Origin of the sequence: Bacillus sp. B19-2, assembly GCF_022832475.1 — a bacterium.
GTDB classification, from domain to species: Bacteria; Bacillota; Bacilli; order Bacillales; family Bacillaceae; genus Bacillus; species Bacillus paralicheniformis.
This window is the reverse complement of record NZ_JALHKQ010000001.1, coordinates 621,150-633,388: the sequence shown is the minus strand read 5'-3', so window position 1 is coordinate 633,388 and position 12,239 is coordinate 621,150. Positions and strand designations below refer to the sequence as shown.

Genomic DNA, 12,239 nt, shown 5'->3' with positions numbered 1-12,239 from the left:
AGTGGAATTTTTCCTCTTTTATTTTATCGTTGCGCGGCTGCAGCATCCTTGCTGAAGATCGTTCTCTTCGGATGCCGCTCCTTTGTCGATCGGAAGCAGGATGTGGAATGTGCTCCCTTCGCCCAATTCGCTGTCGATTTTCATTTCTCCGTTGTGGGCGCCGATAATATTCAGGCAAATCGTCAGCCCAAGACCCGTCCCTTCTTCTTTCGTTGAAAAGAAAGGCTCCCCGAGCTTTGCCAAATCGGCTTGGGAAATGCCGCCGCCTTCGTCTTTGATGCTGATTTTCACATAGTCACCTTCAACCTCCGAGGAGATCGTGATTTTTCCGCCGTCAGGCATCGCTTCTATCCCGTTTTTTATTAAATTAATGAATACCTGTTTGATTTGATTTTCATCACCGTTTATTTCCCACTCCTCTCCGTTCTGAAACGCTTTTTCGATCTTAATGTGGGAAAGCACGGCGTTGGTCTCAAGAAGCGTTGCCACCTGCTGAAGAACCGAATTGATGTTGACCTTTTTAAATTGAACCTGGTGCGGTTTGGCCAGCACAAGCAGTTCGCCGAGCACAGAATCGATTCGTTTAATCTCTGAGAAAATAATGTCAAAGTAATCTTTCCGGTCGGGATATTCCGCTTTCATCAGCTGCAAAAATCCGTTTACCGATGTCAGCGGGTTCCTGACTTCGTGAGCGATCCCTGCGGCGAGCTGCCCGGCCATCGCCAGCTTCTGAGACTGCATAGCCAGCCGCTGATTCGACTTGAACAGTTCCATCTCCGCTTTTTTCCGTTCTGTCACATCAGTCAGCGTCCCCAAGCTGCTCGTAAATTGACCGTTTTTATAATAAAGTTTATAGTGAACTTCGCCCCAGAACTTGCTCCCGTCTTTGCGATGGTAGAGCACTTCGATCCTGCCTTCAGGCTCCTTGTTCTTCAGCTGGGCGATCAGGTGATTCGAGATCCGTTCTTCATGGTCAAAATAATCGTTGTACATCGTTCCAAGACTCTCTTCGACACTGTATCCGGTCAAGGTTGTCCACGCCTGATTCAAAAATGTAATGTATCCTATCCGGTCCGTCTGAAAGACGATTTCCTGAAGGTTATCCATGATGCGGTTGGTTTCTGAGGAAAGCTCTTTATATTTCTTTTCGCTTTCCTTCAGTTTATAGACAAGCTGATTTGACTCATCGATATAAAGCGTGAGCCACCAAACGCTGATTAATGTCACCAGCGTAAACAGCAGATCAACCGTCCAATTGATTTTATTTCCCAACACCCCATAGAATAAAAAATTCCAAAACATGATAAAAGTCATTGCCAGCACGGTTGCAATGATTCGTCCTTGATATCTTCTCATACCCCCACCTGCCACTTGTATTTCTCAGTCAATTGTAACATTCTTTACACCACATTTGAGAGGATTGTTCGAAGTATTTATCGTCTCTATGGCTGAATTTTTCAGTGACGGCGGTTTTATCTTCTGTCGGTGCAAGAAAAAGCCCTTCTGATAAAGGGCTTCAAATCTTATGCTTTCACTTCGTTTAAGGCGGCTTTAATTTCTTCCAAAAGCAATTCAGCCCCCTCAGGACTCAGCGTAATTTTCCCGTTTCCATACTCGCGGTTTTCAGAAGTGATTTCACCGGTCATCAGGCACACACCGTGCGGTTTATATTTTTTCAGGACAATTTTATCTTGGTCGACAAAGAATTCGATGCTGTCCTTGATCGAAATATCCAAAGCTCTTCTCAATTCAATCGGCATCACGATTCGGCCGAGTTCGTCTACTTTTCTCACAACTCCAATTGCTTTCAAAACTTTCGCCTACTTCCTCTTTTGTTTCTATTTTTCTAAGATATTGTCTTAGCATAACGATAGACGAACGAAGACTGAAAAAGGTTTCCCTTATTGAACGTTTCTTTGACAAAAATTCGGTCATAAAAATGAAATAATTTCTCATCATGTCAATATGAGGACAGCATTTTACAGATTGGTTTCAAACTCGTCACAAACCCCCAAAAACCGCCGATCATTTGAGAAAATTTAAATGAAATTCATTTTTTCAGCACGAAGAAAATTTCGTTTTTCGGAAAAATTTTAAATAGAGATTGGGTGAAAACATGTTTCAAACAACCGAGATCGGAATTGATCTAGGCACAGCTAACATATTGGTTTACAGCAAAAACAAAGGAATTATTTTAAATGAGCCTTCCGTTGTCGCCGTGGATACGGAAACAAAGAGCGTATTGGCGGTCGGCACAGAAGCCAAAAACATGATCGGGAAGACACCGGGAAAAATCGTCGCGGTCAGGCCGATGAAAGACGGAGTCATCGCCGATTATGACATGACGACAGACCTCTTGAAGCAGATTATGAAAAAAGCCGGAAAGAACATCGGCTTTACGTTCAGAAAGCCGAGCGTCGTCGTCTGCACGCCGTCCGGTTCAACCGCGGTTGAAAGGCGCGCGATCAGCGATGCTGTCAAAAACTGCGGAGCCAAGCAAGTCCATTTGATTGAAGAGCCTGTCGCTGCCGCCATCGGTGCAGACCTGCCTGTCGATGAACCTGTCGCAAACGTTGTCGTCGATATCGGCGGCGGCACGACAGAAGTGGCGATCATTTCATTCGGAGGCGTAGTCTCGTGCCACTCGATCCGGATCGGCGGCGATCAGCTTGATGAAGACATCGTGTCATTCGTCAGAAAAAAATACAACCTGCTGATCGGTGAACGGACGGCCGAAGAAGTCAAGATCGAGATCGGCTACGCATTGATTGACCATGAGACGAAAACGATGGAAGTCAGAGGGCGCGACCTTGTCACAGGCCTTCCGAAAACGATTACCCTGGAATCAAAAGAGATTCAGAAAGCGATGCGCGAATCGCTCCTTCATATTATCGAAGCCATCAGAGCGACGCTTGAAGACTGTCCTCCCGAGCTGAGCGGAGACATTGTCGACCGGGGCGTGATTTTAACCGGAGGAGGCGCGCTTTTGAACGGCATCAAAGAATGGCTTTCACAGGAAATCGTTGTGCCCGTGCATGTTGCTGCAAATCCGCTCGAGTCTGTCGCCATCGGAACGGGCCGCTCTCTTGAAGTAATCGATAAATTGCAAAAAGCGGCTAAATAATTTTTGTTTTCGCGTCTTTTTTCCCTGCTTCTTTCATATCGTGAGGAATGGAGAAACGATAAGGAGGAAGAACATGCTTAGAGATATGGGAAGACGCCTGGCCATCACCGTTATTTTAAGCGGTATTATTCTCGGGGGGATGAGCATCTCCCTTGCAAACATGCCAAGCTCGCCCCCCGGCCAAACGGCCAAAATCAACCGTTAAAAAAAGATGCAGCCTTACCGGGCTGCGTCTTTTTTTCTTTTCAATCAAATATTTGATATGATGTTATGGACAATAAAGGAGGTTTTGCCAATGAATTCGTTTACTGATAAATTGAGCAAGTATGCGAAGCTTGTAGCCGAAGTCGGTGTAAACGTTCAAAAAGGACAGAAAGTCGTCATCAACGCGTCAACAGAAGTACGCGATTTTGCACGGCTCCTCGTCAAAAGCGCCTATCAAAGAGGGGCAAAAAACGTGACGGTCCGCTGGCAGGATGATGAGGTGACAAGGCTGAAATATGAGCTGGCCCCAGCGGAAGCCTTTGAAGAATTCCCTGAGTGGGAAGCGAAAGGTCTGGAGACGCTCGCTAAAGAAGGCGCCGCTTTTATTTCCATTGTCTCTTCAAGCCCTGATCTTTTAAAAGGCATCGATTCCAAAAAAATCGCAGCCCAGCAAAAAGCCGCCGGAAAGGCGATGCATACATACAGGCAAATGATTCAATCGGATAAAGTCAGCTGGACTGTCGTCGCAGCACCTTCACCGGCCTGGGCAAAAAAAGTATTCCCTGACGCAGATGAAGAGACAGCGGTGCAAAAGCTGTGGAATGAGATCTTCAAAACGACCCGCGTCGACCGTGAAGATCCTGTTCAGGCGTGGAAAGACCACGATCAAACTTTGCGCGATAAAGTAAGCGTCTTAAACGACAAGCATTACCAAGCCCTTCATTACCAAGCAAAAGGAACAGATTTGACGATCGAGCTTCCTGAGAAGCACCTGTGGGTCGGCGCAGGAAGCACAAACGAAAACGGCATCGAGTTCATGGCCAATATGCCGACAGAAGAAGTATTCACCGCTCCGAAAAAAGACGGAGTGAACGGCACTGTTTCAAGCACGAAGCCGTTAAGCTACGGCGGCAATCTGATCGACGGCTTTCAGCTGACATTTGAAAACGGACGGATCACCGATGTCAAAGCTGAACAAGGTGAAGAGATTTTAAAAGAACTGATCGAAACAGATGAGGGTTCACACTACTTAGGCGAAATTGCGCTCGTTGCCCACGATTCGCCGATTTCCAAGTCCAATATTCTGTTTTACAACACGCTGTTTGACGAAAACGCGTCAAACCACCTCGCGATCGGCAGTGCGTACGCATTCAACATCGAAGGCGGAAAGCAGATGTCGCGCGAGGAGCTGGCGAAAGAAGGATTAAACGAAAGCATCACACATGTTGACTTCATGATCGGTTCAGGAGAAATGAATATAGACGGAATCACAGCAGACGGAAAAAGAGAGCCGATTTTCAGAAACGGCAACTGGGCGATCTAAAGCATTCCGCCCAAAAGGACCTCAGAAAACTTCTGAGGTCCTTTTATATCGTGTCCGCATGCGGCCGGTCTTCCTAACTTCCGTACATATAAAGCCGGTCCAATGCCCCGCCTCCTCATGATTTAGGCAAACTGCTTAAATGTTCATGCTTCAGCTTCCAGCTTCCTGACTCGCCCTTTACAAATACGTTTGTCGCACGGCCTGCCCCTTGAACCGGTTCGCCCCTATAAAATCCTGTCCATTCGTATGTATAAAGACAGACGGCCTGTTCGTCCGTTTCCGTGATCCAACTGATATGACTGGCACTGTATACTTCGTTTTCGATTTGCTTCCAGGCGTTTTCAAAATAACGCTGAATTTCCTCAGCGCCCGAGCACGTTTGATCCGAAAACCAGTACACAGCGTCGGGATGAAGGAGCTTTTTGACATTCTCAAACTCATGTGTGTTTGTAGCTTGAATATATTGCTCAAGAGCCTTGCGGCATGACACGGCAACCATCTCCCTTTTTTATAAAAAAACCCGCTTTTTAAGGCGGGTTTTCTAGCATTACGCGTAAAGTTCAGCAAGCTTGTCCTGAACCGCTTTGTCTTCCAAAAACTCGTCATAGCTCATCTGTTTATCGACGATTCCGTTTGGCGTGATTTCGATGATGCGGTTGGCGATTGTTTGGACAAACTGATGGTCATGAGATGTAAACAGCATAGCGCCTTTAAAGCTGATTAAACCGTTATTCAGCGCTGTAATGGATTCGAGGTCCAAATGGTTTGTCGGCTCATCAAGCATCAGCACATTGGCGCCGGACAGCATCATTTTGGACAGCATGCAGCGGACTTTTTCTCCCCCTGACAAAACGCTTGCTTTTTTCAGCACTTCTTCACCGGAGAACAGCATCCGGCCCAAAAATCCGCGCAGGAAGCTTTCGCTTTGGTCATGCGGCGAAAATTGGCGAAGCCAATCGACAAGGTTTAAATCGCTGTTTTCAAAATACTCGCTGTTGTCTTTCGGGAAAAACGCCTGTGATGTTGTGACGCCCCATTTAAACGATCCGCTGTCAGGCTCCATTTCCCCGGCAAGGATTTTAAAGAGCGTAGTAGCGGCAAGCTCATTCCGGCCTGTAAAAGCGATTTTATCCTCTTTATTCATCATAAAGCTGACCGAGTCAAGCACCTTGACACCGTCAATCGTTTTCGACAGGTCTTTGACGACAAGCACATCGTTTCCAATTTCGCGTTCAGGTGTGAAATGCACGTACGGATACTTGCGCGATGACGGTTTAATATCGTCAAGCGTAATCTTTTCAAGCAGTTTTTTTCTTGATGTCGCCTGCTTCGATTTGGAGGCGTTGGCGCTGAATCTGGCGACGAACTCCTGGAGCTGTTTGATCTGCTCTTCTTTTTTCTTATTGGCTTCCTGATTCATTTTTAGCGCAAGCTGGCTTGATTCATACCAGAAATCATAGTTTCCGACATAAATTTGAATTTTGTTAAAATCCAGGTCGGCAATATGCGTACATACTTTATTCAAAAAGTGGCGGTCATGCGATACGACGATAACCGTATTCTCAAAATTGATTAAAAACTCTTCAAGCCACTGGATTGCCTGAATATCCAAGTGGTTGGTCGGCTCATCGAGAAGAAGGACGTCAGGTTTTCCGAACAGGGCCTGCGCAAGGAGAACTTTCACCTTTTCGGAACCGCCCAGATCCGCCATTTTCTTCGTATGGAGCTCTTCAGGAATGCCGAGGCCTTTTAACAAAATCGCCGCTTCCCCTTCGGCTTCCCAGCCGTTCAGCTCGGCGAATTCGCCCTCAAGTTCTGCGGCGCGGATTCCGTCTTCATCTGAAAAATCGGGTTTCATGTAAATCGCGTCTTTTTCCTGCATGACTTCATAAAGGCGTTTATGCCCCATGATCACGACTTTCAGCACTTCATGTTCTTCATACTCAAAGTGGTTCTGCTTCAGGACGGCAAGGCGTTCGCCCGGGCTCATATGAACCTCGCCCGTCTGAGGCTCGATTTCACCTGATAATATTTTCAAAAAAGTGGACTTTCCGGCGCCGTTTGCTCCGATCAATCCGTAGCAGTTTCCCGGCGTAAACTTAATATTTACATCTTCAAACAGCTTCCGGTCCGCAAACCGCAAGCTGACATTTTGAACAGCTATCATTTAAAATCCTCCATCTATACTTCATTAAAAAGAGTATAACACGAAAATTCCGCAAGAGAAATGCTTTGCTTTTTTACGATAAAGTTTTAAAGAAAAATATATCAAAAAAACTCTTATTCACACTTTCTCGGTGACAATATGTTACAATTATTGAAGAATGGGGGAAGGAATAATGAGATTGAAAGATGACCCTGATATCATCAGGTGGATTAATTCGAGGCCGCGCCAAGCGCTTTTCGTGTCAGTGGCCATGGTGATTTCTACGATGTCTATCGGGCTTTTCAAAGGGTTTGATATGTGGACCTCTGACTTTTTTATATTTTCCTGTCTGCTGATCGGCTTCGGCCTTCTTGTGGGATGGCTGCAAAAGATATATTATAAAAAGGTGATATTTGAAGAAAACTCGGATCGTTAGACGGAGGAAGACATGAAGCTTATCACTTTGACGGAATACTGCATGTTTATTTTTTTCGCAGGGGTTTATCTTGCCGTAACCGGCTTTACAGCACGGGATGTCGGCCTTTACATCGGGATTGCCATGATTTATGTGTTCGTTCATATCGCGGCGAAACGAATGCTGTCAAAACGGGGAAAAGAAGCCGCGGAAATCAGAGTCTTGTACAGCGTTCTTCTGATTATGGCCTCTGTGTTCGTTACCGTACTGTTTATCGCAGTGCTGGCATCAATAGCCGCATAAATCAAGCAAAAATGCCTGATTGTCCAAATGGACATCAGGCATTTTTCAGTCTGTTTTTCGGATTTCGTTGAACGGGAAAAACACAAATTGTGAAGTCCCGGCGACTCGTTTTTTATCGATCAGTCCGAGTCCGTTCCGGCTGTCCATCGACCTCTGGCGATTGTCTCCCATCACGAAATACTTGCCTTCCGGAACCTTCACAGGGCCAAAGTCGCCCGTCAGCTTGACGCCGACTGCTTCCGCCTCTTTTCTGTTTTCCGAAAGATACGGCTCAGACACCTTTTTCCCGTTTATGTACAGCGTGTCATCTTTCATTTGCACGGTATCTCCCGGCAGGCCGATCAAGCGCTTTACATAATGGACATTTTTTTCATCGCCGTCGATAATGACGATATCTCCCCGCTTAAATTCGCCTACGTATTTAACCGTTTTATAGACGAACAGCCGCTCTCCGTCGTGCAGCGTCGGGTCCATTGATGTACCTTCGACTAAATACGGTTCGAATAAAAATGCCCTGATCAATAACGCCAGAACGACTGCGATAATAATGGCTTTTACCCATTCAAAGAGAGAGTTTTTATTTTTGGTGGATTTTTCTTCAGTCAAAACGCTTCCTCCTAAAAACAGTCTGTCACAGCATACATGCAAAATAAAGCTTTCCTATACTTTATCACAAGTTCCTGCCGAATACATAATCCCCGCGCTCACTTCCGGCAAAAACGGTAAAAAAGAAAGTGCCACGTTAGGATTACTGTGGCACTTTCAGCACTTATTTTTCAGTTGGAACCGGCTTTTTCAAGAAGCCGAGAATGAGAGCCGTCACAACCGCACCGACCAAGATACTGAGGAGATACAGCAGCGCATGGTTCGTCGTAAAGAAGAGAACGAATATTCCGCCATGCGGCGCTTGCAGTGTGACATGGAAAAATTGAGACAAACCTCCGGCAACTGCTGATCCGATCATACAAGCAGGAATGACGCGCGCCGGATCTGCTGCCGCAAAAGGAATCGCACCTTCAGTAATAAATGACAAGCCCATCACGTAGTTGGTAATTCCGGCTTCGCGATCCCGTTTTGAGAATTTATTTTTAAAGAAAGTCGTTGCAAGAGCAATTCCAAGCGGAGGCACCATACCGCCTGCCATGATCGCTGCGTGAGGTCCAAAGTTCCCAGCTTCAATCATCGCGATACCGAATGTAAAGGCCGCTTTGTTGATCGGACCGCCCATATCAATCGCCATCATACCGCCTAAAACAATACCCATTACAACAAGGTTCCCTGTTCCAAGACCCTCAAGCCAATGTGTCATACCATCCATAATGTACTTGACAGGCGTATTGACAACATAATGCATGATGATTCCGGTCAAGAATATTCCAAACAGCGGGTAAAGCAGCACAGGTTTTAAACCGTCAAGCACTTGCGGCAGACCAGCGAACACTTTTTTCAAGAGGACAACAATATAACCAGCTAAGAAACCGGCAATCAGGCCGCCTAAGAACCCGGCGCCAGCTTGTGTCGCCATGAAACCGCCGACCATACCAGGCGCAAATCCCGGACGATCTGCAATGCTCATCGCGATAAATCCGGCCAATACAGCGACAATTAATCCAAGTGCATTCGTTCCGCCAATATTATTTAATACAGCAGCGAACTCATTATAAGTCGGATCACCCGGCTTGGTCGCGTTGATTCCCCAGAAGAACGAAACCGCAACTAAGATCCCGCCCCCGACGACGAATGGCAGCATGTTGCTGACACCGCTCATCAAGTGTTTGTAGAAACCGCCGCCTTTTCCTTTGGCAGCTCCGTCATCAGAATCGGATGCACCGCCGCCTTTACCCTGATAGATAGGCGCGTCTTGTTTCAGCGCCTGCTCAATCAGCTCTTTCGGACGTCTGATTCCTGCTGTAACTGGTACTTCAATGACATGCTTGCCTTGAAAGCGATCCATTTCAACCTGCTTGTCGGCGGCGACGATGATCGCAACCGCATCTTCGATTTCCTGCGCTGTCAGACCATTTTTAATACCGCTTGAACCGTTCGTTTCAACTTTGATATCAACGCCGAGCTCTTTCGCTTTTTCCTTCAAAGCATCGGCAGCCATGAACGTGTGGGCGATCCCTGTCGGACATGCTGTAACCGCAAGGATTTTTCCTTTTGCTGATGGTGCAGGCGCTTCTTCTGCCTGTTCTTCTTCTTCATCATCTTTATCATGCTGGTTGATGATGTCGATGATTTCGTCTTCGGATGAAGCTTCAAGCAGCTGTTTGCGAATCTCTTCCCTCATTAGCAAAGTCGACAGTCTTGACAATGCTTCCAAGTGAGTGTTATTCGCGCCGTCTGTAGCGGCGATCATGAAAACAAGATGGCTTGGCTGGCCGTCAAGCGATTCATAATCGACACCGCCTTTTGAACGGCCGAACGCGATCGCAGGCTCTTTAACGCTTGCCGTTTTCGCATGAGGGATGGCGATGCCTTCGCCGATACCGGTGGAACTTTGTTTCTCACGGTTGATCACGGCTTCTTTGTAGCCTTCTTTATCATTCAACTTGCCTGCCTGATCCAAAACGCTGACGAGTTCTTCGATAACGTTTTCTTTCTGGCTGCTCTCAAGGTTTAACTTGATCGTATGCTTTGTTAGTAGCTCAGTTATTTTCATAACCTTTCCTCCTTTATATCGCTTTGACTTGAACTTCCGGAAGCAGCTTGTGAACGAGCTCTTCCGTTCCCAGCTCCTCTGAAAAGGCGGTTGCGCTTCCTGACGCAACACCTAAGCGAAAAGCTTCTTTGATGTCGAGCTGTTTTTCAATGCCTGCGAGAAAGCCTGCAACCACTGAATCTCCTGCGCCGACTGAGTTCACGAGCTTTCCTTTAGGTACATTGGCATGGTAGACGCCGTCTTTTGTAAATAAAAGTGCGCCTTCGCCAGCCATGGAAACGATCGCGTTTTCGGCCCCGCGTTCAACGAGTTTCTTACCGTAAGGCACCGCTTCTTCCGCTGAAGTGATGGTTGTCCCAAACATTTCACCGAGCTCGTGATGGTTCGGTTTCATTAAAAGCGGCTTCATTTCTGCTGCTTTTAAGAGCGCCTCACCCGAAATATCAACGACAACCCGGACATTTTGCTCTTCGCATTTTTCTGCAATCTTTTCATAGGTGTCCTGCGGCAATGAAGAAGGAATGCTGCCAGCCAATACGACAATGTCCCCTTCTTTCATCGCTGAAAATTGGTCTAAAAAGGCGGCGAAATCTTCTTCGCTGATGACAGGCCCCTGCCCGTTGATTTCCGTCTCATCCCCGGTCTTCAATTTGACATTGATGCGCGTGTCTCCATTCACTTCATGAAAAGCCGTTTCAAGCTTCTCTTCTTCGAGAAATGATTTGATATACCCCCCGGTAAAACCGCCGATAAAACCGAGAACTTTAGAAGGTACATGGTGTCTGTTCAGCACGCGTGAGACATTGATACCTTTGCCTCCGGGATATTTCGTGTCATAGACTGAACGATTCAGCCCGCCTACGGAAAATTCTTCAACGTGAACAATATAGTCGACCGATGGGTTGAGAGTTACAGTGTATATCATTTTTTCACTACCTTTACGACAGTTTTTTCTTGATAGTTATCAAATGAATGTTTTGCAGATCCTGTTGTAATGATAGTTGCTTCGTCTAAACCGGCAAAGGCAGAAAATGAAATTTCCCCAAACTTGGAAACGTCAGCTAAAATAAATGCTTTTTTCGCCTGGTTGACAGCTTTTGTTTTCAAAAGCGCTTCTTCAGGATCCGGAGTCGTATACCCCGCTTCTTTATGAATGCCGTTGACGCCGATGAAGCTTTTATCAAACCGGTATTGGCTGATGGCTGATAAAGCCGAACCGCCCACGATTGCTCCGGTTTTATACTTCACATACCCGCCTAATAAATAAAAAGGAATGCCTTTTTTACCTAATGCCTCAATGTGCATAACTCCATTTGTGACCACGATAATATCCATCTCCGGATCGATAAAATCGATCATTTGCAATGTGGTCGTTCCGGCATCAAGATAGATACAATCACCTTCTTCAAGAAGTGAGGCCGCTTCTTGAGCGATTTTTCTCTTTTCATGAAGGTTTTTGGATGATTTCTCTAGCATGTCAGGCTCCGTACGAATATCGGAAAGCCTCGATGCCCCTCCATGAACACGCTTTAAATATCCGCGGGCTTCCAGCGTCGACAAATCTCTTCTGATCGTTGACTCAGATGCGTTCGTTAAATTCATTAAGTACTGGATTTTCACGACATCATGCTTTTCAATCTCGTCAATAATCAGCTGATGCCGTTCGGGAGTCAACACATTATCACCCCTTTTGGAAACGCCTTCATTTAGCTTACAATTACATTGTAAACGCTTTTTCGACATAACTCAACAAAAATCTTTCAAATTCATTCAATAACCATCAAAATCTTTCACATTTTAACATACTATCGTGATATGTACCGTTTGTAAACTGTATAAACTATAAAAATCCGCAAAAATATGTGACATTATTATTATCTATTCCTTCAAACATCATTCAGATCACAACGATAAAAACCTCATGCTCGCCGCATGAGGTTTTACAATCATACATCAGCCTATTGAACGTTCTAAAAATACTTGCCATAAGCCTAATAAATAAGACAACATCAGCATCATAATAAATATGAGGGGAAACGCCGATCCACGCCGCCCGTACGC

13 protein-coding genes are annotated in these 12,239 nt (G+C 46.0%); 5 read left to right on the top strand and 8 right to left on the bottom strand.

Annotated features, from left to right (window positions below; all coding sequences use genetic code 11):
- Nucleotides 1-18: 18 nt before the first annotated feature.
- On the bottom strand, nucleotides 19-1,356 hold the full coding sequence (locus MST20_RS03320; RefSeq protein WP_243940102.1) for an ATP-binding protein: 1,338 nt from the start codon (nucleotides 1,354-1,356) through the stop codon (nucleotides 19-21).
- A 167-nt stretch (nucleotides 1,357-1,523) separates the two neighbouring features.
- Nucleotides 1,524-1,811, bottom strand: a complete 288-nt coding sequence (locus MST20_RS03315) for an AbrB/MazE/SpoVT family DNA-binding domain-containing protein (protein ID WP_020451235.1) — start codon at nucleotides 1,809-1,811, stop codon at nucleotides 1,524-1,526.
- Nucleotides 1,812-2,116: 305 nt separating this feature from the next.
- Between MST20_RS03315 and mreBH the strand changes: the two genes are divergently transcribed.
- The 3 genes from mreBH to MST20_RS03300 all read left to right on the top strand — a co-directional run bounded on the left by mreBH (nucleotide 2,117) and on the right by MST20_RS03300 (nucleotide 4,652).
- Complete coding sequence (gene mreBH / locus MST20_RS03310; protein ID WP_003181381.1) at nucleotides 2,117-3,124, top strand: rod-share determining protein MreBH; 1,008 nt, start codon at nucleotides 2,117-2,119, stop codon at nucleotides 3,122-3,124.
- A 73-nt stretch (nucleotides 3,125-3,197) separates the two neighbouring features.
- Nucleotides 3,198-3,329, top strand: a complete 132-nt coding sequence (locus MST20_RS03305) for a protein YkpC (RefSeq protein ID WP_003181378.1) — start codon at nucleotides 3,198-3,200, stop codon at nucleotides 3,327-3,329.
- Between the two features lie 90 nt (nucleotides 3,330-3,419).
- Nucleotides 3,420-4,652: an aminopeptidase gene (locus MST20_RS03300; RefSeq protein ID WP_075753033.1), complete on the top strand. Its 1,233-nt coding sequence runs from the start codon at nucleotides 3,420-3,422 to the stop codon at nucleotides 4,650-4,652.
- Nucleotides 4,653-4,767: 115 nt separating this feature from the next.
- On the opposite strand, the gene MST20_RS03295 is transcribed toward MST20_RS03300, so the two are convergent.
- Nucleotides 4,768-5,142, bottom strand: a complete 375-nt coding sequence (locus MST20_RS03295) for a YybH family protein (RefSeq protein WP_243940100.1) — start codon at nucleotides 5,140-5,142, stop codon at nucleotides 4,768-4,770.
- 57 nt (nucleotides 5,143-5,199) lie between these two features.
- Nucleotides 5,200-6,819 carry an ABC-F family ATP-binding cassette domain-containing protein gene (locus MST20_RS03290; RefSeq protein ID WP_065644046.1) on the bottom strand — a complete coding sequence of 540 codons (1,620 nt, stop codon included), beginning with the start codon at nucleotides 6,817-6,819 and terminating at the stop codon, nucleotides 5,200-5,202.
- Between the two features lie 172 nt (nucleotides 6,820-6,991).
- On the opposite strand from MST20_RS03290, the gene MST20_RS03285 reads away from it, so the two are divergent.
- Complete coding sequence (locus MST20_RS03285; protein ID WP_243940098.1) at nucleotides 6,992-7,234, top strand: hypothetical protein; 243 nt, start codon at nucleotides 6,992-6,994, stop codon at nucleotides 7,232-7,234.
- 12 nt (nucleotides 7,235-7,246) lie between these two features.
- Nucleotides 7,247-7,516 carry a hypothetical protein gene (locus tag MST20_RS03280; RefSeq protein WP_165426891.1) on the top strand — a complete coding sequence of 90 codons (270 nt, stop codon included), beginning with the start codon at nucleotides 7,247-7,249 and terminating at the stop codon, nucleotides 7,514-7,516.
- Nucleotides 7,517-7,561: 45 nt separating this feature from the next.
- On the opposite strand, the gene lepB is transcribed toward MST20_RS03280, so the two are convergent.
- The 4 genes from lepB to MST20_RS03260 form a co-directional block, all read right to left on the bottom strand.
- Nucleotides 7,562-8,122: a signal peptidase I gene (gene lepB / locus MST20_RS03275; protein WP_043928613.1), complete on the bottom strand. Its 561-nt coding sequence runs from the start codon at nucleotides 8,120-8,122 to the stop codon at nucleotides 7,562-7,564.
- 163 nt (nucleotides 8,123-8,285) lie between these two features.
- Entirely contained in the window at nucleotides 8,286-10,178 is a 1,893-nt protein-coding gene (locus tag MST20_RS03270; protein ID WP_243940096.1) for a PTS fructose transporter subunit IIABC, read from the bottom strand.
- A 13-nt stretch (nucleotides 10,179-10,191) separates the two neighbouring features.
- On the bottom strand, nucleotides 10,192-11,103 hold the full coding sequence (gene pfkB / locus MST20_RS03265) for a 1-phosphofructokinase (RefSeq protein WP_043928615.1): 912 nt from the start codon (nucleotides 11,101-11,103) through the stop codon (nucleotides 10,192-10,194).
- Complete coding sequence (locus MST20_RS03260) at nucleotides 11,100-11,855, bottom strand: DeoR/GlpR family DNA-binding transcription regulator (protein ID WP_243940095.1); 756 nt, start codon at nucleotides 11,853-11,855, stop codon at nucleotides 11,100-11,102. The genes pfkB and MST20_RS03260 overlap by 4 nt, the downstream gene beginning before the upstream one ends.
- Nucleotides 11,856-12,239 lie beyond the last annotated feature (384 nt).

Bases quoted from the DNA above. Each gene is read 5' to 3' on its own strand.
- MST20_RS03270 (WP_243940096.1), bottom strand. From the start codon at position 10,178: ATGAAAATAACTGAGCTACTAACAAAGCATACGATCAAGTTAAACCTT.
- MST20_RS03305 (WP_003181378.1), top strand. From the start codon at position 3,198: ATGCTTAGAGATATGGGAAGACGCCTGGCCATCACCGTTATTTTAAGC.
- MST20_RS03290 (WP_065644046.1), bottom strand. From the start codon at position 6,819: ATGATAGCTGTTCAAAATGTCAGCTTGCGGTTTGCGGACCGGAAGCTG.
- MST20_RS03300 (WP_075753033.1), top strand. From the start codon at position 3,420: ATGAATTCGTTTACTGATAAATTGAGCAAGTATGCGAAGCTTGTAGCC.
- MST20_RS03285 (WP_243940098.1), top strand. From the start codon at position 6,992: ATGAGATTGAAAGATGACCCTGATATCATCAGGTGGATTAATTCGAGG.
- pfkB (WP_043928615.1), bottom strand. From the start codon at position 11,103: ATGATATACACTGTAACTCTCAACCCATCGGTCGACTATATTGTTCAC.
- mreBH (WP_003181381.1), top strand. From the start codon at position 2,117: ATGTTTCAAACAACCGAGATCGGAATTGATCTAGGCACAGCTAACATA.
- MST20_RS03280 (WP_165426891.1), top strand. From the start codon at position 7,247: ATGAAGCTTATCACTTTGACGGAATACTGCATGTTTATTTTTTTCGCA.
- MST20_RS03320 (WP_243940102.1), bottom strand. From the start codon at position 1,356: ATGAGAAGATATCAAGGACGAATCATTGCAACCGTGCTGGCAATGACT.